The organism is Duganella sp. OV510 (assembly GCF_900100205.1).
Taxonomy (GTDB): Bacteria; Pseudomonadota; Gammaproteobacteria; order Burkholderiales; family Burkholderiaceae_D; genus Rugamonas.
This window is the reverse complement of sequence record NZ_FNEQ01000008.1, coordinates 284,284-304,804: the sequence shown is the minus strand read 5'-3', so window position 1 is coordinate 304,804 and position 20,521 is coordinate 284,284. Positions and strand designations below refer to the sequence as shown.

Annotated in this window: 13 protein-coding genes and 1 pseudogene; 7 read left to right on the top strand and 7 right to left on the bottom strand. The window is 62.8% G+C overall.

Annotated features, from left to right (window positions below; translation table 11 throughout):
• Positions 1–55: 55 nt before the first annotated feature.
• The 3 genes from BLS51_RS21515 to BLS51_RS21505 all read right to left on the bottom strand — a co-directional run bounded on the left by BLS51_RS21515 (position 56) and on the right by BLS51_RS21505 (position 6,957).
• A complete protein-coding gene (locus BLS51_RS21515) occupies positions 56–2,422 on the bottom strand; it encodes an acyl-CoA dehydrogenase (protein WP_090188292.1) in 2,367 nt (788 codons plus the stop codon).
• A 111-nt stretch (positions 2,423–2,533) separates the two neighbouring features.
• Entirely contained in the window at positions 2,534–4,378 is a 1,845-nt protein-coding gene (locus tag BLS51_RS21510; RefSeq protein WP_229207674.1) for a phytase, read from the bottom strand.
• Positions 4,379–4,389: 11 nt separating this feature from the next.
• Positions 4,390–6,957, bottom strand: a complete 2,568-nt coding sequence (locus BLS51_RS21505) for a TonB-dependent receptor (RefSeq protein ID WP_090188286.1) — start codon at positions 6,955–6,957, stop codon at positions 4,390–4,392.
• Between the two features lie 307 nt (positions 6,958–7,264).
• Here BLS51_RS21505 and BLS51_RS21500 point away from each other — a divergent pair, with 307 nt between their 5' ends.
• The 3 genes from BLS51_RS21500 to BLS51_RS21490 all read left to right on the top strand — a co-directional run bounded on the left by BLS51_RS21500 (position 7,265) and on the right by BLS51_RS21490 (position 10,388).
• Positions 7,265–8,158 carry a GGDEF domain-containing protein gene (locus BLS51_RS21500; protein ID WP_090188283.1) on the top strand — a complete coding sequence of 298 codons (894 nt, stop codon included), beginning with the start codon at positions 7,265–7,267 and terminating at the stop codon, positions 8,156–8,158.
• Positions 8,155–9,183, top strand: coding sequence for an AraC family transcriptional regulator (locus tag BLS51_RS21495; protein WP_090188281.1), 1,029 nt, complete (start codon positions 8,155–8,157; stop codon positions 9,181–9,183). The genes BLS51_RS21500 and BLS51_RS21495 overlap by 4 nt, the downstream gene beginning before the upstream one ends.
• A gap of 107 nt (positions 9,184–9,290) precedes the next feature.
• On the top strand, positions 9,291–10,388 hold the full coding sequence (locus BLS51_RS21490) for an alkene reductase (protein WP_090188277.1): 1,098 nt from the start codon (positions 9,291–9,293) through the stop codon (positions 10,386–10,388).
• Here the strand turns inward: BLS51_RS21490 and BLS51_RS21485 are convergent.
• Positions 10,370–10,888, bottom strand: a complete 519-nt coding sequence (locus BLS51_RS21485; protein ID WP_090188272.1) for a hypothetical protein — start codon at positions 10,886–10,888, stop codon at positions 10,370–10,372. The two genes, BLS51_RS21490 and BLS51_RS21485, sit on opposite strands and share 19 nt — an antisense overlap.
• On the opposite strand from BLS51_RS21485, the gene BLS51_RS21480 reads away from it, so the two are divergent.
• A complete protein-coding gene (locus tag BLS51_RS21480; RefSeq protein WP_175472648.1) occupies positions 10,878–11,717 on the top strand; it encodes a VOC family protein in 840 nt (279 codons plus the stop codon). The genes BLS51_RS21485 and BLS51_RS21480 overlap by 11 nt on opposite strands.
• A gap of 150 nt (positions 11,718–11,867) precedes the next feature.
• Here BLS51_RS21480 and BLS51_RS21475 read toward each other — a convergent pair whose 3' ends face one another.
• From BLS51_RS21475 to BLS51_RS21465, 3 genes are read right to left on the bottom strand one after another with little or no spacing between them, the layout of a single operon-like run.
• On the bottom strand, positions 11,868–12,182 hold the full coding sequence (locus tag BLS51_RS21475) for a hypothetical protein (protein WP_090188267.1): 315 nt from the start codon (positions 12,180–12,182) through the stop codon (positions 11,868–11,870).
• A 51-nt stretch (positions 12,183–12,233) separates the two neighbouring features.
• Positions 12,234–12,809 (bottom strand): DUF1349 domain-containing protein, encoded by a 576-nt coding sequence (locus BLS51_RS21470; RefSeq protein WP_090188262.1) that lies wholly within the window; start codon positions 12,807–12,809, stop codon positions 12,234–12,236.
• Positions 12,810–12,831: 22 nt separating this feature from the next.
• Positions 12,832–14,025, bottom strand: coding sequence for a putative peptide maturation dehydrogenase (locus BLS51_RS21465; protein ID WP_090188257.1), 1,194 nt, complete (start codon positions 14,023–14,025; stop codon positions 12,832–12,834).
• 118 nt (positions 14,026–14,143) lie between these two features.
• Between BLS51_RS21465 and BLS51_RS21460 the strand changes: the two genes are divergently transcribed.
• From BLS51_RS21460 to BLS51_RS21455, 3 genes and pseudogenes are all read left to right on the top strand, one after another.
• Positions 14,144–14,404 carry an NHLP-related RiPP peptide gene (locus tag BLS51_RS21460; RefSeq protein WP_090188254.1) on the top strand — a complete coding sequence of 87 codons (261 nt, stop codon included), beginning with the start codon at positions 14,144–14,146 and terminating at the stop codon, positions 14,402–14,404.
• A 127-nt stretch (positions 14,405–14,531) separates the two neighbouring features.
• A pseudogene (locus BLS51_RS30655) lies at positions 14,532–14,741 on the top strand (hypothetical protein); the annotation flags it as partial.
• 225 nt (positions 14,742–14,966) lie between these two features.
• Positions 14,967–20,519, top strand: a complete 5,553-nt coding sequence (locus BLS51_RS21455) for a response regulator (protein WP_229207673.1) — start codon at positions 14,967–14,969, stop codon at positions 20,517–20,519.
• The last annotated feature ends 2 nt before the right edge of the window (positions 20,520–20,521 follow it).

Sequence of the window (20,521 nt, the reverse complement as noted above, 5' to 3'; positions counted from 1 at the left end):
GAATAAGAATTATTCTCATTCTAGCGCGAGTCTGGCTGGAAGCGCAAGCTTGGTTTTACACCTCGGCTTTTTCTGCGCGGACGGACATCTTGCGCCGCTGTGCCGCATCGGCGGCGGCGTTCAGGTCTGGCGGGAAATCGTCCACATGCACCGACAGGTCGGTGTAGCGGGCAAAGTCGGACATCGCACGGCGCTCTTCGGGCGTTACCAGACCTTGCGATGCGGCGCGGGCGATCCATTCTTCCATCGCCGGCAGACTTTGCGGTACCGGCGGCAGCGCGCCGCCCTTGATTGCCGGCTTGAGGCGGTGCTCGATGCTGTCGACAAAGGCCAGCAGGCCAAACGCCAGCTCGCCGCAGGCCACCGGATCACGCAAGTCGTCGGCCAGGAAGCTGCCGGCCAGCAGCCGTTCGCGGGCGCCGCCGTGGGTTTGCATGGCGGTGGCGATCTGGCCGCCCAGCTTGTCCGTCGGCGCAGCGTAAGGCAGGCCGAACGGGAAGGCCAGCAGACGCGCCAGCAACGCCGCCACACGGCTCGGGAAATTGGCCAATACGCCGTCCAGCGCGGACTGCGCCTTGCACAGTGCGTCCTGCACCGACCAGTGAACGTAGGCGGCATCCTGCTCCTGCCGGCCTTCATCCTCGAAGCGCTTGAGCGTGGCGCTGATCAGGTACAGCATCGACAGCGCATCGCCCAGCCGCGACGAAATGCGTTCGCGCCGTTTCAGGTCGCCGCCCAGCGTGAACATGGACAGATCAGTCATCAGCGCAAACACGGTCGACAGCCGCCCAACCGCACGGTAATAGCGACGCATTTCCGGCGCGGCCTTGCCGGGAGACGGCGCGGTGATGCCGCCGGTCAGGCTGTACCACAGCGCGCGTACGGCATTGCCGATGGTGAAGCCCATGTGGCCGAAGAAGGCGGCGTCAAAATCGCGCAGACCGCGTTCCTGGTCGCTGTCCGCCGTGGAGCGCATTTCCTTCAGTACATAGGGATGAGCACGAATGGCGCCTTGGCCGAAGATAATCAGGCAGCGGGTGAGGATGTTGGCGCCTTCCACCGTGATGGCGATCGGAATCTGCTGATAGGCGCGCCCCAGGAAATTGGACGGCCCCATACAGATGCCTTTACCGCCGAGGATGTCCATGCCATCGTTGACCACTTCACGGCCACGCTCGGTCACATGGTATTTGGCGATGGCCGAAATCACCGCCGGTTTCTCGCCCAGATCCACGGCCAGCGCGGATAGCCGGCGCGCGGCATCCATCATGTACAAATTGGCGCCCATGCGCGCCAGCGCTTCTTGTACGCCCTCGAACTTGCCGATGGGGGTATTGAATTGACGGCGAATCGCGCAGTAGGCGCTGGTGCCGCGCACCGCCAGCTTGGCCGTGCCGACGCTGGCCGATGGCAGCGAAATGGCGCGGCCCGCTGCCAGGCATTCCATCAGCATGCGCCAGCCTTTACCGATCTGCTGTGGGCCGCCGATGATCCATTCCATCGGGATAAAGACATCCTTGCCGCTGGTCGGGCCATTCTGGAACACTGCATTCAGCGGCCAGTGACGGCGACCGATGACCACGCCAGGATGGTTGGCCGGGATCAGCGCGCAAGTAATGCCTGGGGTGACGTCCGCCGGCAGCAGACCTTGCGGATCCTCGACCTTGAACGCCAGTCCCAGCAGGGTAGCGATCGGTCCCAGCGTGATATAGCGCTTGTTCCAGCTGACGCGCAGGCCCAGCGTTTCGCGCCCCTCATGGCGGCCCATGCAGACGATGCCGGTGTCCGGAATGGCAGCCGCATCGGAACCGGCGTAAGGGCTGGTCAGCGCGAAGCAGGGGATTTCCTCGCCTTTGGCCAGGCGCGGCAGGTAGTAATCTTTCTGCTGGTCGGTGCCGTAGTGCAGCAGCAACTCGGCCGGCCCCAGCGAATTGGGCACCATCACCTGCACCGCCAGCGCAGAGCAGCGGGTCGACAACGCCATCACCACTTGCGAATGCATATAGGCCGAGAAGGCCTTGCCGCCGTAATGCTTGGGGATAATCATGCCGAGGAAGCCCTTGTCGCGGGCAAACTGCCAGGCGGCTTCCGGCAGGCCCTGCCAGACTTGCGTGGCCTCCCAGTCATCCACCATGTCGCACAGCTGGCGCACCTCGTTGTCCATGAAGGACTGTTCTTCGGTGGTCAGCGCGGGATGGCGCAGCTGCATGAACTTCTTCCAGTCCGGCCGGCCGGAGAACAGGTCGGCGTCCCACCAGGTGGTGCCGGCCTCCAGCGCGTCGCGCTCGGTGTCGGACATCGGCGGCAGGATGCGCTTGAACAGCGCGTAGATATGGGGACTGATGAAGCGGCGGCGCAGGGGGGCGACGCCAAGCATGATGACGATGGCGGCCAGTACCGCCGCAACTATCCAGATGACCATGGGAATCTCCTCTTGTTAGCCGCACCATAGCGCCAGCCAGAGGAGTCCACTGTACGTTACCGCTCATAAGCCGCCGTTCCCTTGCAGGCGGGAACGACGGCGGATGGGTCTTTATTCCAGGTTCAACGCCTTGGCGACATCTTCCCAGGCGACATACTTGAAGTTCTGCGGGCCGTCCGGCAGGCGCTTGTAGCCGTCCTGAATCACCAGCATGCCTTTGCTGTACGGGCCGCCGAAGTTGGCGGAGCTGACTTCCAGGCCGTCGGTTTCCGAGGTGCCGTCAATGCCGGCCGCCAGGTTGTAGCCGACGCGGAAGCTGCCGCGCACCTTGTATGGCGCCTTGGCGTCCATTATCAGGTAGCTGTTGTCGCCCTGGCTGGACACCACCAGGTAGTCAGCCTTGTCGCCATGGTAGATGCCCATGCCTTCAACGTCTGCCACCAGTTGCGGACCGACCGGCATGATCATGCTGAGTTTGGCCGGGACGTCGCCCTTGGCCGACACCGTCCACACGCCGCGACGCTCCTCGCCGAGGAACAGGCGGTCGTTGCGGTCATCCACCACACAGCCTTCAGGCTGCGTGTCGACCTTGAAGCGGCGCAGCAGCTTGCCGGTCATGGCCTTGCCATCGGATTCCACGCGATATTGCAGGAAAGTGCCATCCTTGTCGTTGATGAACGCTTCCAGGCCGCCATCCGCAGGACGATACAAGCACATGCCGTAGATATTCTTCAGTCCGGTGGCGAACGAGCCGGCGGTGCTGACCTTGCCCTGCGCATCGATGGCAAACAGCATGACGCTATTTTCATCGCGTTGCGTGGCGACGGCCAGGTCCAGCTTGCGGCCGCCGACGGTCACGTCCTGGCGCACGTCGACGTTGTTCAGGCGGCCGACTTCCAACAATTGCAGCTGCTTGCCTTGCAGGTCGTAGACTAGCAGGCCTTGCTTCTTGTTGGTGCCGAGGATGCGCGCACCGGTGGCATCGGCAGCATTACGCCAGATGGCTGGATCGTCCGCCGCATCCCCCTGGCGGGCGACCGGTTCGGTCTGCGCACGTGCCATGACGATAGCCTTGCCGTCGCCGGCAGCCGCAGCCGTGCCGCTCCATGCCGGCGTACGCAATTGCCAACCGGCGTCTTCGCCACCTACCGCCAGTTGCAGTTTGCTGTCGGCGCCCAGGCTTGCGGCCAGCTGTTCTGGCCCTTTGAAACCGGTGTCGGTGGCGGAAACCGTGCTCCATTTGCCGCCATCACGACGTACCAGATGCAGCTGTTTGCCCTTGGCGTCCAGCACGGCGACACCGCCCGGCAGCACCGCCAGCGCACCGGCACCTTTTTCCAGCGTGCCAAACGGACGTTTCAACAGCACCGCCTCGCGGCCCGGTACGCCTTCGGCATCGGCGTTATAAGCCCACAGACCAGCGCTTTCCTCGCTGACCAGCAACTGGTGTGCGCTGTCGTCGGCGCGGCAATGCTTGCTGTGCGGCGGCAAAGCCAGCTTGCGGACTTGCTGGCGCTGGTCGCCTTGCATCACCCATTGCTCGGCCTGGCCGTCCTTGGCGATCAGGTACAGGTGATCGAGCTGCTGCGCGTCGCGGTACAGGCAGGCGGATTCGATGCCGAACGCCGGCGCAGGGAAGGGCGCTTGCGCGGTCAGCGTGCCACCCTGTACATCCACCAGCAGTGGAATCGCCTCCTCCTTATTAGCGTCGACGAATACCGCCAGCACGTTTTTACCCAGCGGACGGGTATCCAGGTGCTTGGCACGCACATTGAAGTGGGCACGCTCTTTGCCGTTGGCGTCCAGCAGGCGCAGCGCGGTCTTGTCGATGCTGAGCCAGCCGCCGCCCGGCAGCGCGGCCAGTTCATGCGCCTGGGCGGTCAGTCCCGGCAGGGCTGGTGCGGCCAAGACAGCCTGGCTGGCGGCCAGCGCCGCCAGAATAATAGTCGTGATCACAGACTTCTTCATTAGAACAGGCTCACTTTCAGGCTCAGTTTGTAGGTGCGGCCATATTGCTCATACTGGGCGTTGTAAGCCTTGCTGCCGAGGTAGGTGTAATACTTCTCGTTGTTCAGGTTGGCAGCTTCAAAATTCAGTTGGAGCTGTTTGTTGATCTGGTACGAGGCCGAGAAGTCCACCTGCTTCTGTGTATCGACGATGCGGTCCTGCTTGCTGTCGAGGATATCATCGCCCAGTTCGAGCAGGTACGGGGACTTGTAATTGACGGCGATACGCGCGCTCAACGGGCCGTCTTCGTAGCCCAGCATCAGGTTCATCACGCGGTCCGACTGGCCCGGCAGGTTGATGCTACGCGAACGCATGCGCTTGGCGTCGGTGTCGAAGCGGGCGATATTCGCATCCGAACGGGTCAGGCTGCCGTTGGCGCCGATGATCAGATGGTTGAACGGCGCCGGCAACATGCGCAGCGGCTGCGTGTACGACAGTTCGATACCCTTGACACTGGCCTTGTCGCCATTGGCGTAGGTGATCGCCGAGCTGTAGTCAGCCCAGGCGCCGCTGCCCGCCAGATTGGTGGTGTAGGTGAAATTCTTGATGTCCTTGTGGAACACATAGGCTGATACCGCGCCGTCTTCGCCCAGCACGCGCTCGATGCCGAGGTCGAGATTGGTCGATTTCAGCGGCGCCAGGTCCGGGTTGCCGATGGTGGCCTCGGTGTCGCTGGCCTGGCTGATGCCCGGTTTCAGCTGGTCGAAGTTGGCTCGGACCACGGAGTGCGTCCAGGCCGCACGCACGCTGGTTTTGCTGTCCAGATCGTAGCGGGCCTGCAGCGTTGGCAGCCAGTTGTTGTACGAGCGCTTGCGGCTGACTGCGGCGATGGTTTCGTCTTCCTCGTTGATGTTGTTGCCGGCCGCTTCAAAGCGGGTGCGCTCGACACGCACGCCAGCCAGCAAGTGCCAGGCGTCGACGTCATAGCTGTGTTGCAGGTAGGCGGCGTCGATGTCTTCGTTCAGGCGGTAGTCGTCCACGGTGGAATCGACCAGCACCCGTGCATCCTTGCGGCTCAGGCCGGCGACCAGTTGGCGGATGGTGGCGGGATTTATCGCCTTGCCGATGCGGCCCAGCTTGTAATCCAGTTCGCTGCCGGTGACATAATCGCTCAGCGCGGTGCTGGCGCTGCCGATCTGTTTGCTGTCGTAGGACCAGGCTTCGGTGTCGCTTTCTTTTTCGCGGCGGCTCAGTTTGGCGCCGAACTTGAACTTGCCGGTGCCTTCGCCCAGCTCGTACTTGCGGCCCAGGTCGAAGCGGAGGTGGTGTTCCTTGTCCTCGGCGTAGCTCTGTTTCAGGCCCAGCGAGTTCAGCTTGTAGTTGCTGGCGTCGTACAGCGCGTCCGGGCCGGTCAGGCGCGGCACTTGCGTGTCGGTGAAGCCGACATTGCTGAAGTTGCTTTTGCCACGGAACCGGGCATCGTTGATGGATTCCGGTGCGTCATCCTTGGCCTTGCTCATGCCGCCCGATACTTCCAGCTTCCATCGGTCCCATTTCTGTTCGGTGCCCGCCACGACCGAGCTGATGGTCTGCGTGTATTTGCGCTGGCGCAGGCGACGCTCGCCGCGTGCCGAGGCGGTTTCGCCAACAGCCAGGCCGTCATTGGCGATGTTGCTGATGGTCAGGCGGTCGCGTACCTCGTCGTCGCTGAAATCGCTGATGAAGCTGTGCAGGAAGAACTTGCTGTTGTCCGTCTCGCGGTAATCCAGGTTCAGCGCGGCGGCACGGCGTTCGCGGGTTGGCAGATAATCGCGCAGTTCCACGCCGGTCAGCTTGCCATCTTCCCAAGCGCCGCCGGTTTCAACGTTATCCGAGCCGAATTCACGTTTCTCGTAGCTCAGGCCGCCGGCGACGCCCAGCTTGCCGTCGAGGAAGCGGTCGGCGAACAGGATGCTGGCGTTCGGGCTGGTCTTGCCGATGTTCTGGTCGCGGCTTGCGCCGATCGAGCCCGACAGCAGCTTGCCCGGCAGGTCGAAGGCGGACAGGGTTTTTACTTCCACGGTGCCGCCCAGCGAGTTGGCGTCCTGGTCCGGCGTCAGTGTCTTGCTGACTTCCAGCGAACGGATCAGGCCGGCTGGCAGCACATCCAGCGCCACGGCGCGGCGACCGGCTTCCGGCGACGGCACCAGCGCGCCGTTGATGGTGACTGCATTCAGGTCAGGGCCCAGGCCACGCACGCTGACGTAGCGGCCTTCGCCCTGGTCGCGCTGAACCGACACGCCCGGCAGGCGTGCCAGCGCCTCGGCGGCGTTTTTATCCGGCAGGCCACCGATATCATCGCTGCTGATGACGCTGACGATATTGTCGGCTTTTTCCTGCGCCGCGATGGCGTTGCGCAGGCTGGAGCGCTGGCCGCTGACGACCACGCTGTTGGCGCTGGCGGCCAGCGATGCGGCGGCGGCATTGCCGGCGTCGGCTTGCGCGCCGGTCTGGGCGGCGGCGTGGGTGGCGCCGGCCAGCATGGCCAACACGCCGATGGTCAACGCCGACAGGCGGGGAGTCGAATTCTTCTGTGCAGTCATTTTCATGGTTACCGTGAGTGAAAGGGAGAACGGGGCGGATTTTAGGTAGCCAATATTTCAATTGCGTGACAGGCAACTGCACTTGCCGCCTGAAATGTCGGACGGACAGCCGAAATGAGCTTGAATGACCTGCGGCGCTACGGTAAGCGCCGGGGGCGGCCTGCACATTACTGTGAAGACGCGCATATCGGTGAGCCGTTTGCACCTGTCTGGCCGCGAGTGTTGGAAATTCGCCAATCCGGTGGATTGTCACAGCGCGGTCACAAACGAGGGCTATGCTGCGCCCGCACTCACCAAGCCTGATCTCATACCTATGCTCCAATTACACCGCTTTACGCTGATCGTCTCCGGCCTGGCTTTGGTCGCCTGCGTGTTCCTGTATTCGACGCTGGGCGTGGCCAAGCCATTTGCCCTCTGGAAGTGGACCGACATCGTCAGCGAAGGCGGCACCGCTGTCATGGCTGGCAGCTGGGTGCTGTTCACGCTGAGCAGCCGGCCGGGCGGCCTGGTGACGCGGCTGCTGGCGGGCGGCCTGGCGATGATCATGATCGGCTCATTTGCCGACTGCATGGACGAGTTCTACGCCATCAGCAAAACCGCGCGCTGGGATCATTGGCTGGAAGCGCTGGTGCCCCTGGGCATGCTGTTCGTCACCTGCGGCATGTATTACTGGCGCCATGAACAGTTCCGCCTCAACGAGCACTTGCAGAAGCGTGAGCGGCTGTTCCGCGATCACCGCGCGTTCGACCGCATCACCCAGCTGGCCAACGCCGACTACCTGCGCCGCCAGATCCAGCATGAACAGTCGCACCGCCCATCCCATCCTTGCGCGCTGGTGCTGCTGGATATCGATGGATTCCACCTGATTAACCGCGAATTCGGCCAGCGCGAGGGCGACCGCGTGTTGCAGGCGGTTGGCCACATGCTGCTGCTGAACCTGCGCAACGACGACCTGCTGTGCCGCTACGCCGGCGACCGCTTCGCACTGTTGATGCCGGATACCAGCGCCGCCGAGGCCGACGCGCTGGCGCGCCACCTGTCCACCATGGTCGGCCAGATGCGGCACTACGCCAAACACGGCCGCGTCCACATCACCGTGCGCCATGCCAGCGCACTGGCCGATGCGGCACCCGACGTGCTGCTGGCGCAACTAAGCCGGGAATTATCCCTGCAAGCCGAAGAGCGCGCGGCCGGGGCGGTGGCGTGATCGCCTACCGGCAAAACGGCGACCGATTCATCCCGGCGCAGCACCAGCCGGCGCTGGTGCTCGACTATGCATGCAGCCATGACCTGCATCACGAAGGCAAGCAGCTGCTGGGCGGCAGCGGCCTGCAAGGCTGGGACATGCCGGCCGCCGATACGCTGCTGACGCCACAGGAATATCTGCAACTGCTGGCCAATATCATGCGCGCGCTGGACAGCGCCGACAGCAGCTTCATGCTGGGCCAGCAGATGCTGCCTGGCCACTACGGCGCTCTCAGCCATGCATTGCTGCAAGGGCAGAATCTGCGCCAGGCGCTGGAAATCCTGTGCGCCGGCCACGCCCGGCTATGCCCGCTGCTGACACCCCGGCTGCGCGAGGAAGGCGGCCTGGCCGTGCTGTACTGGACCGACAGTTTTGGCGCCCCCAGCCAGTTGCCGGCACTGGTGGAAATGCACATGACGGCGGTAACGGCAATGTGCCGCTGGCTCAGCGGCGAACGGCTGCCATGGCGTTACTGCATCAACCGCAGCGCACCGGCGCACGTGGAGCAGCACGAAGTCCACCTGGGCAGCGACCTGCGCTTCAACTGCCATCTGGATGCGATGTTGATCGATCCACAATGGCTGGACCGGCCTTGGCCGCGCGGCAACGCGATGGCGGCGTCGGTGGCAATGCAGGGCATGGCAAGCGAAGCGTCAGCCCTGACGCCCAGCCTGCTGACCGCCTTATACGATTATCTGCTGGAAAATATCCGCATGGGACCGACGCTGGAAGGCAGTGCCGCCGCTTTCGGCACCAGCCCGGCGACGCTGAAACGCCATCTGGCCCGCCACGGCAGCCATTTCCAGGCCGAGCTGGACCGGGTAAGGGCGCACGTGGCGATGCAGCTGTTCCAGATGCGCGGCTATGACAACGAAGCGGTAGCGCAATACCTCGGTTTCCACGACGCCACCAACTTCCGCCGCTCGTTCAAGCGCTGGACCGGACTCGTGCCCAGCCTGCTGCGCGACGCGCTGGCGCCCCGGTAAAGATTGGTTAATCGGCGATGTGCCATCCGCTTTACAAGGTTTAACCCCGGCGGCGGGACGGGGCTGTTAGGCTGTTCTTCATCAACCATTTATGAGGAATTGAAACCATGTCTACCCCATCGCAAGCCCAGTTATTCGCCAATGCCAGCATCGGCGCCATCGACGTCGCCAACCGCGTGGCCATGGCCCCGCTGACCCGCTCGCGCGCCGATATGGACGGTGTCCATTCCGAATTGGCCGTTGAATATTACAGGCAACGCGCCAGCGCCGGCCTGATTATCAGCGAAGCCACCAATATCTCGCGCGAAGGGCGTGGCTACGCCTTCACTCCCGGCATCTACACCGCCGAGCAGGTGGCCGCATGGCGTCGCGTCACCGATGCCGTGCACGCCGCCGGCGGCAAGATCGTCTGCCAGCTGTGGCACGTCGGCCGTATGTCACACGTCAGTTTGCAGGCCAACGGCGTCGCGCCGGTGGCGCCATCGGCCATCCAGGCCAATGAACAGGTTTTCCTTGAAAGCGAAGGTTTCGACCGCCCATCGATGCCGCGCGCGCTGGAAACGGCCGAAATCGGCCGTCTGATCGCCGACTATCGCCACGCCGCCGAGTGCGCCAAGGATGCCGGCTTCGATGGCGTTGAAGTCCACGCCGCCAACTGCTATCTGCTGGAACAGTTTATCCGCGACAGCACCAACCAGCGCAGCGACGAATATGGCGGCCCGGTACAGAATCGCAGCCGTTTCCCGATCGAAGTCATCACCGCTGTGGCGGAAGTATGGGGCGCGGAACGGGTCGGCGTGCGCCTGTCGCCGATCACCCGCGCCGTTGGCGACACGCCGCTGGACAGCGACCCGGAAGGCACCTACTTCTATCTGGCCGAACAGCTGGGCAAGCTGGGCCTGGCCTATCTGCATTGCGTCGAGGGCCAGACGCGCGGCGACAATGGCGCCGGCGATTTCGACTTCAAGAAGCTGCACGCCGCGTTTGGCGGCAAATACATCGCCAACAACAGCTATGACCGCCAGATGGCCATCGACGCTGTCGACAACGGCCACGCCGACATGGTTGCATTCGGCCGGCCGTTCATTTCCAATCCGGACCTGGTCGAGCGCCTGCGCCGCAGCGCGCCGCTGGCCGAGGCAGACCGCAACACCTTCTACGGTGGCGGCGCAGGCGGCTATATCGACTATCCGGCGCTGGGCTGATCCAGCAGGGCGCGGGCTTCGGGTAGGTCGGAGGTGTCGAAACCCTCATCGAACTGGTTGTAGACATCCAGCAGCAAGCGCCGGCCATCGGCTGCGTGGCCCTGGCGCGTCATCAAACGCGACAGATTATTCATGGTGCGCAATTGCCACGACAACGCGCCCTGCGACTCGGCAACCTCGATCGAGCGGCGGTACAAGGCTTCGGCCGCTGCCTCGTCCACCGGCTCCAGCAACATGCCCTTGATACGCAACATCTCGGCCTGGCACCCGCGTTCCTGGCCGGCATCACACAGCGATAGCGCGTGTTCGACCAGCTCCAGGCCGGCGTCGCGCTGGCCCTTGAGGTTCAGCACTGTCGCCAGCTTGGCCAGATGGCAGGCCAGGCGCGGGCGATAGCCCACTTCCTGCAAATGCTTGACCGCGCTCGACAGCTGGAACAGCGCCTCCGCCTCGCCGCGCTGCACTTGTACGGTGGCTTGCAGGCAATAAATGAATGACATCAACGATCTGAACAACCCAGGCCGCCGCGAACTGATGCGCCAGGCCGGCGCTGTAGCCCTGGGCGGCCTGGCCGCATCGGCTGCACCCGGCGTTTCCGGCGCGGCGCTGGCTCAGGGAGCCACCAAGAGCGCACTCGGCGCCCGCCTGCAAGGTGTGCAGCACTTCGGCCTGACGGTGCAGAATATGGATCGCGCCTACGAGTCCTACACCCAGGTGCTGGGCGGCACCGAAATCATGCGCGACGGCGACTTCCAGGGTGAGATCATCCACAACACGCTGCTGCTGACGGAAGAACTCGGCGCCAAGGACCGTCACGTCAATCCACGTACACTGGGCGTGCCCGACCTGCGCGGCGGCGCCCAGCGCCTCGACGTGCGCTTTATCCAGTTTGACAATGTCGTCATCGAACTGCTGCAGTACCGCGACAGCAGCCAGCCGCAAGGCAGCGGCGACAGCTTCGCACCGCCGAATGAACACACCAGCCCGGCTTTCCCGCGCTCGATGCACATCTGCTTCTACATCAGTGATGACGTGGATTTCAACCAATTCGTGCGCGACCTGGAAACCGAGTCGGCCAAGCGCGGCATGAGCAACGTCAAGGCCAACCGCATCATCGCCTCGCGCAGCGAGCAGGAACGCCTGAACGCACCGCTGAGCAGCATGACCAACCGCATCACCAGCGGCCAATCGGACGGCTGGACGCTGATCTACGCCAAGGGGCCGGAAGGCGAACAGCTGGAATTCGTGCAGGTGCGCGGCCATGCCAAGCGCGTGTTTGATGGCGCAATCGACGCCCGCCGCCAACTGGCCGGCGCGACGCGTGGCTGAGCCGGTACGCTGGCGGGAGTGCGCGCGGCAATGGGCGAGCGACAGGAAGTGAACTTGTCGCTCAGCCGCCGCATTCTTGAAGCCAGCTTGTAAATCAGGAGATCAGCAGGCCTGGGCGGGTCATGGCTGGAAGAAAATTAAAGTAACGCGTTACGATTTTAGCCTTTGTTTCAATGCGTTCAGCTCTGCCAATAACAAGGCGTTCTCCCGCCGCAATTGTTCGACGGTTTTATGCGCTCTATCCAGTTCAGCGATCAGGCGGCGCGGGGAACCGTCGTCTGGCGGAATTTCCTGTGACGCGTTACGGGAAATGACGATGGCGTGCTTTTCTTCACGCTTGCGGTCGCGATAGGCTTTTTGCCGCTCCGCGCTACTCATGGCGTTGCCGGTGGCGGGCCGCCCACGGCCGCGTTTTGCACCGGGCATCTCCAATTCCAGGGTCTTGTTAGCCGCCGCTTGTTTCATGTGTTCCTTTTAAGGTAACGCGTGACGATAATTTTAGCTTGCATAGGCAAATCAGGATAGATCGTGCAGATCCTTTTCCAGGGCAGACGTCAGCTGGAAGTCTTCGAAGATCACGGACAGGCCGCCGCGTTCGGGCGTGCAGCACATGACACCAACCGCGCATTTTTCGACAGTGGGAAAATGCGCGAGGCGAAGCAGGGGCCAGATTTTGCCGTCAGCCGAATATTGCAGGCGCAAAGCGTCGCCTTTGCGTGTCAGCCGCATCCAGAATTCGCTGGCGTTGCCGGGGAAAACGCCCGTGGCCCAGTCCGAATGCTGTAGCGTCAGCACGCTGCCGATTGCCGGAGCGCCGTCGTTGAATTCAATGCCTGCTTTGAGCCAGTGGTTTTCGTCCACCACAAGCATGATGCCGGCCTGGTCATACAGTTCCTTGAAATCCGCGCGGACTTTTACCTGGAAGCTGAAGTCGCCAGTGACATCAGCGCCGAAGAAATGCCCGGAGAAGCGTTCAAAGCCGTACCAGGTCTCCTTCCAGAAGTCGGTCTTTTCATCGGTCGTGACCGATAACAGATCGTCGTCGCGACGCCATTGGCGCGGCTCGTTAATCCAGTAAAAACCAGCTCCCATGCATAGCTCCAATGTTGATTCCTTACCAGCCGGTGAGATCGCCCTGACGGAATTCCACCATCGTTTTTTCCGCAGCCGCGAAGCCGCAGCCACAGATAGCGATGACAGCATGCTTCAACGGGTCCAGATCAAGGGCCTGTTCGACCTTGATCTCGTTGATCGCGGCGGTAATGAAAGCGGAAACACCCGCCTCCGCAGCAAGCAGGTAAAACGTTTGCGACAGGTGTCCAGCGTCCAGCGTCAGCGCGCGGTAGGACTTGGCGTGCTTGCGGTATTTCCAGAAATTGCGCTCAACGCGCGCGGCCATCACCACCAGCATCGGCGCGTTGGCGAACCAGTGCTGGTTGGCGACCGCATCGAACGCCAGCTGGTAGGCCTGCTCGGCCTCCAGCATGCGGAGCGGCTGTAGTACATGACGCACCGGGTGATAGTGATATAGCCCAGGCTTGACGCCATCGACCCGTTGAACAAGTACATAGGCTTCCATGGGATGCAAGCTGCCTCCGGACGGACTGGTCTTCTTCAGCGCCATCGCTCCGGGCGCCGACGCCGTTGGTGACATCAGGCGTTGCTCCTGTGCGCCGAAGGTGCGTTGCAGCAGCCGCGCCGCCAAGGCCAGCGGCAAGCTGGCTTCAGGGTCAAAATTGCGGCAGGTATACCGGTTCAACAGCGCGCTGTCGAGCGGTCCTTCGGCCGCTGCCGGCAACACGACATTGTCGTCCGCTGTGTCGAACTCCAGCGTGGTCGGCGGGGGAGGGCCGTATTCGGCCTGCAACAGGTCGAAGCTGGGGAATCTGGTGCCGGTTTCCGCACAGACGTCTTCCCAGCGCGTAAATGTGTGCGTCAGCGCTGCCAGCGAATGCCAGTGCTGCGCCCGTAATGCTTCATCGCGGTCGCGTGTGGCGGCTAGCTGCTTGGGCTCACCGGCTTCGCCGCCATTTGCTATCAGTAATCCCAACTCAAGCAGCCGGGCAATGACTTCCTTGCTGTGGCGCTGTTCGCAGTCTGCGCGCTCCACCCACAACGCAGCGCCGATCTTGCCCAGTGCCAGCATCTCATCATCGCTGATATCGAGCTCGCGGCCGATGTGGGGCGCCAGCGCCACCCAGCGAACCGAGGAATCCAGCGCATTGGTTCCTGAAAACAGGACCCGCAGGTCAAGCTGGAGGTCGTCGCGAGGTTCTATATACAAAATCGCGCAGCGTCTGAGTAACATGGGCTGGTTCCTTGATCGTGCTTTAAGTTAAAATATGTTATGACTAAGGTACTATTGTAACGTAGAATAATTCCCGGAATACACACCTCAACCACTGTCAATCGAAAGGCTGCTTTACATGAACCTGCCATCGCATTCCTCCGACGCCGTTAACGTTCTTTTGGACAAGCTCGCCAATGACGATGATTTTCGGGCCAAATTGCTAGCACAGCCTGCCGAGACTCTGGCAGGTATCGGCATCAATGCTGGTGCCGGCGACATTCCGGACCTGCGCACCTTGCCTTCCAAGGAAGTGGTCCAAGCCAACCGTGTCGCCATGCAGGAAAAACTGGGTAGCCCGGTTGCAATGGCGCTGTTCCTGCTGGCCGGCACCGTCTGACGCATTCTCCACGCTTCCCGTTGCGGAGGTTCTCCAGGTCGGCAATTGGAGAACTTCCGCCCCTGTACTGACTGCACGTCTGCAAAATGCTCATTCGCTCCACCCATCCCACCACCCCGGTGCTCGCATGAGCCAACGCTCCGCTCGCTGGCTGCTCATGCTGATGATGGCGTGGTTCGTGTCGGGAACAGTCTCGGCCAGTGCGGGGCAAATCGCTGTGGATCGCTGGGACAAGCTGTCCAGTGCCCATTTCGAACATCTCGGGGTCGACCAAGGTCTGCCGGATCCCATTGTCATGTCCATGGAGCAGGATGACGATGGCTTTATCTGGCTGGGCACGCAGGGCGGCCTGGCGCGATGGGACGGCTACCGCATGCGTGTGTTCAAACACGATGCGGCGAACGCCGCTTCGCTGCCCGGCGATTTCGTCCAGACCACCCATCGCGATCCTTTGGGCCGTTTATGGATAGGCACTGCCTTCGGAGGACTTGCGCTATACGACCCCAAGGAGGAACGCTTCGTCCGCTACCAGCCCGGCACCCATGGTTTAAGCCATGTCTCTGTGGCGGCTATCGCGGGTGACGCGCGCGGCGGCGTTTGGATCGGCACTGCCGGCGGTCTCGATTATCTCGACCCTGCCAGCGGCGCCATCACTCACCACCGTGCAGCCGCCAAGTCTCAAGATGGCCTGCGGGACAACCAGATCCGGACGCTGCGTATCGACCGCCACGGCAATCTTTGGATCGGTTCGGCCACCGGCCTCTCGCGGCTGGACGCCGCCACCGGCAAGCTGTCAGCGGTACTCGTCAACGGTCCTGACGGCGGCGCCTGGTCGGGTACTGTCCTTGCGCTGAACGAGGATAGCCGCGGCCGCATAATATTTGGCACGCTGAAGAGCGGCATCGGTGTGGTCGAACCTGGGGCGGCGGCGGGCAATCTGCTGCCGCTCGCCGCCGCCCCGGAATTGCGCGATAACATGGTGCTGTCGATCGTGGAACTCCGTCCGGGTGTATTGTGGATCGCCAGCTACGGCGGTGGTGTCACCGAATACGCGCCGGACACCGGTGCGGTACGCCATATTCGTCACCAGGCGCAAGTCGCGGCCAGCCTCGGCCATGACCGGACCGCTGCATTGCTACGCGACCGCAGCGGCTTGATGTGGGTCAGCACCGAGCGCAGCCTGGACCGCTACGATCCGCTCACTAGCGCGGTGCATACAGTCTACGGCGGCATCGGGCAACCGGACGCCGACGTCACGGCTGTCATGACCGACCAGCGAAATCGCTTATGGGTGGCACTGGCAGATCGCGGAATTGACATTATTGAGCCGGATGGTAGCCGCCGCGCCGCCATGCGTGCCGACCTCAACAAACCTGACAGCACGCTGTCCGCTCGCCTGACCCTGTCCATGGCGCAAGGGCCTGGACAGAACGGCGATGTCTGGATCGGCACCCAGCTCGGTCTTTACCGGGCCGATGCCGATGGCAGCCGGGTACGGCGCGTGGCGTTGCCGCAGCCGGACAAATATCCGCGTGTGTCACGTGTCGTCGTTGACGGCGATACCGTGTGGCTGGGAACGACCAACGGACTGCTACGCTACGAGCCGCTCACCGGCGCGTTGAAAAGCTATACGCAGGGCGCCGGCAAGGACGTCGGCCTGACCGATAACCGCATCGAATCGCTGCTGCTGGTGCCAGGTGGCAAACTTTGGGTGGGCACCCGCAATGGCTTGAATCTGCTGGACACCGCCAGCGGCGCCATTGAGCGGATTCCCTTCGAGGCCGGCAACCCCGAGGCGTTATCGGCGGGATTTGTCTCGGGCCTGGCGCTGGACTCCCAGGGGCGGCTCTGGGTGGCGCTGCGCAGCGGCGGCGGTGTCAACGTGATGACCGGGCGCAGCGCGGCCGGCAAGCCGCAGTGGCGCCGCATCGGCATCGCCGACGGCCTGAGCAATATGAACGCCTGTGGCCTGCAGACGGACGCGCAGGGCCGCGTCTGGATCAGCACCGTGGATGGCATCGCCATGGCCGATGTCGCCAGCCTGCGTGTCCGCACCCTGAATCGTGCCGACGGGCTGGCCATCCGCGCCTATTACGTCGGCGCCGCCGCGCTGACGCTTGACGGCGATGTTGTGTTCGGCGGCACCGGTGGCTTAAGCGCCATCCACCCGGACCAGATCGCTACCTGGAACTGGCAGGCGCCGGTGGCGGTGAGCGCGATCCGCCTGGGCACCTTGTCGGTCCCGCCAGGCCGCTTGCGCGCTGCCAACGTGCCGCTGATGGTGCCGCCGGATGTGCAAGGGTTCGAGGTCGAATTCGCCGCATTGGACTTTTCCGCTCCGGCGCAGAACCGCTACCGCTATCGGCTCGAAGGTTATGATCGCGGCTGGATAGAGATGGACGCCACGCGGCGCGTTGCTGCCTACACCAGCCTGCCGCCTGGCCAGTACCGATTGGAGGTGCGCGGCTCGAACCGCGTCGGTCAGTGGAGTGATCGGGAACTGGCGCTGCCGGTGTCGGTCCTGCCGGCCTGGTACCAGACGTGGTGGGCGCGGCTGGGCTATGCCTTCGCGGCCAGCTTGCTGGTCTGGGCCGTCTATTCGTGGCGGGTGCGCAAACTGAAACATGCCACGCAGGTGCTGGAAGAGCGCGTATTGTCGCGTACGCAGCATCTGGAAAAACTCAACGCTATCGTCAGGTCGGTCAACGAACATGTCGACTTTGACGCGCTGCTTGATGCCATGTTGCGCGAAGGCACCATCATCGAAGGCGTCGACACCGCTTTTGCGCTCGTGCGCGACAAGGATAACGGTGACTTTACTGTCCGCGCATCGTGGCGTCGCGACGGCGTCGCCGTGGATGTGCCAGCGTTGACTGCCGAGCAGGCGGCGTCATGCTACGCGCCATCGAGCGGCGCCATTGCCGACGACATCTTCCTCAGCCACGGCGAGGGCGCGGAGCGGGGCGCACAACTGGCGATGCGTATCCTGGTCGATCAACAAGTCGAAGGCTACCTGGTGTTCGTGAGCCGCTACGACAGCATGGTCATCGACGAAAGCAACCAGGAATTGCTGAAGGGCCTGAAGGAGCATTTTGTATCAGCCTTCCAGAAGGTGCGCGCGTTGGAACTCATCGAACGCGCCCGTTCCGAAGCTGTCTCCGCGTCGCTTGCCAAGAGCGAGTTCCTGGCCAATATGAGCCACGAAATCCGCACCCCGATGAATGCGTTGATCGGTTTGTCCAGGCTGACGCTGCGCACTGAACTTGACAGCAAACAGCGCGGCTACCTGGAAAAAATGTTGTGGTCAGGTGAAAACCTGCTAGGCATCGTCAATGACATCCTTGATTTTTCCAAGATAGAAGCGCGCAAACTGGATCTGGAAAGCGTACCTTTCCAGCTTGACGAAATCTTCGGCAACCTTGCCGGCCTGATCGCCCACAAGACCGAAGAGAAAGGTGTCGAAGTCATTTTCAGCATCGCACCGGATGTGCCGCGCGAACTGGTGGGCGATCCCTTGCGGCTGGGACAGGTGCTGCTCAACCTGACCGGTAACGCCGCCAAGTTTACCGAGCGCGGCGAGATCGTCGTCAGCGTCGAGCTGATCGAACGGCGCGAGACCGGCGCGACATTGCGCTTTGCTGTGAGCGATACCGGCATCGGCATGACCGAGCTGCAACTCGCTGGCCTGTTCCAGTCGTTCTCACAGGTCGATAGCTCGATTACCCGCAAATACGGAGGCACTGGCCTGGGATTGGCGATTTCACGTCAACTGGTGGCGTTGATGGGGGGCGACATCGCCGTCGAGAGTACGGCTGGCATCGGCAGCCGCTTTAGCTTCATGATCGACCTGGGCATTGCGCCGTCGCAGAAGGGGCAAGCGCCGCTTGGTCCGCATCGTGTTCTGGTGGTCGACGACAGCGCCGCCTCCCGCGAAGTGCTATGCAGCATACTCACATCCTTCGGCATAGGCGAAATCGGCAGCGCCGAGTCTGGCCCGGTTGCGATGGAATTATTGCTGGCAGCAAGTGCGAATGGCACGCCGTTCGACCTGGTGCTGATGGACTGGCGCATGCCAATCTGGGACGGCATTGAAACCGCACGGCGGATCCGCAGCGACGATCGCATCACAGCGATGCCGGCGATCCTGATGGTGAGCGCCTATGCTCGTGAGGACGTACTGCACGAAGTCGATGACGCCGGTCTGGACGGCTTCCTGATCAAGCCGGTGATCCCGTCGCTACTCTATGACAGCCTGCTGGATATTTTGAGGCCGTCCGAAGGCAGTGAGCGCGTGGCCCACGTCCGGACGGCCGGCGGGCGCGACTTATCCAGCCTGGCTGGCGCGCGCGTCCTGCTGGTTGAGGACAACGCCATCAACCGTGATGTGGCGCTGGACTTCCTGGCCGACGCACCGATCACCGTCGACGTCGCACTGGACGGTGCTCAGGCCGTGCAGATGGTGCAGGCGGCGCGCTATGATCTGGTGTTGATGGACATACAGATGCCGGTCATGGATGGCCTGACGGCGACACGCGCCATCCGTGCAATGGCCAATCACGACAGTCTGCCGATCATCGCCATGACGGCCCATGCGATGAGCGGCGACCATGCTGCCAGCATGGCGGCTGGCATGAACGACCATCTGACCAAGCCGATCGATCCAGCCTTGCTGATGAACACATTGCTGCGCTGGATCGCGCCGCGTGCGGCACGCGTGGCTGCTGACATGCCTGTCAATGGCCCAGGCGATGTCCTGGCTAGCAGCCTGCCGCCTATTGCCGGCATCGATTGGCAGCTCGCCTTGAGCCGTGTCGGACACAACCCGGAATTACTCAGCAAGGTTGTAGGCCGCTTTAAAAACGAATACGACGGTGAGGCGCAGACCTTGCTCACCAGTGAAGGCGCGTTGGCCGGCGGTGCCTTACGCCGCTTTGCCCACACCTTGAAATCGTCGGCCGAATACATAGGCGCAATGCCGTTGGCCACCGCCTGCGACGCGCTGGAGCAAGCGTTGCACGACGGCCACGACGAGGAGGTGCGCCAGCTGCGCGTCGCGGTTGCGGAGTTGCTGGGGCCACTGGTAGCGGCGCTGATGGACATCGCCCCGAGCTCGCTTGCGTCCACGTCAGCACCACAGCCGATGGCAGTGAGTGATGACGATGGCGCGCATGACGGCAGGGGAGGCGACCTCCCGGAACTGCAACGCGTGCTGATTGTCGACGACGACGCGATCAACCGTGAAGTGCTGGCCGACTTGTTGCAGTCGCTGTGTACCATTACAGTCGCCAAGAATGGCCGCAATGTGGTGGAATGGGCCGCACGCCACCAGCCGGCCCTGATACTGCTGGACGTCATGATGGCCGGGCTGGATGGGCATGAAGTTCTGCGCCGCCTGAAGGCCGAGCCGCGCACGGCGCATATCCCGGTCGTCTTCATTACCGGCCTTGACAGCACAACCGACGAGGCGCTGGGCTTGAGCATCGGCGCATCCGACTATATCTCTAAACCGTTCAGTCCAGCCGTGGTGAAGGCCCGGGTAGCGATTCACCTTCAATTGGCACGGCAGCGCACGCTGTTGGAAGTCCAGGCCCGTGTCGACGGCCTGACTGAACTACCAAACCGTCGCCGCTTCGACGAATACTTCGCCGCAGAATGGAGCCGGGCTCAGCGCAACGGCACAACGCTGTCGCTGATGCTGCTTGACGTTGACTGCTTCAAGCAATACAACGACCAATACGGCCATGCGATGGGAGACCAGGTGCTGCGTGAAGTGAGCCGGATCTTGAGCGCCAACTTGCGCCGGCCTGCCGATCTTGCTGCGCGCTACGGCGGCGAGGAATTTGTCCTTGTGCTACCGGAAACGGCCTGGCCAGCAGCGATGCGCATCGCCGAGCGCATTCGCGAAGGGATTGAAGCGCTGGCGATCCAGCACGACGGATCGGTATGCGCGCCGACCATCACCATCAGCGTAGGCGGCGCAACGCGTGTGCCCGGACAGAGGGAAACGATGGAGGCGCTGCTGGCCGTGGCAGACCAGCATCTTTATCGTGCCAAAGGGGAGGGCCGTAACCGCGTGCTGTGGCGCAAGTCCGAAGCGTTGGCACTGGATGCATGATG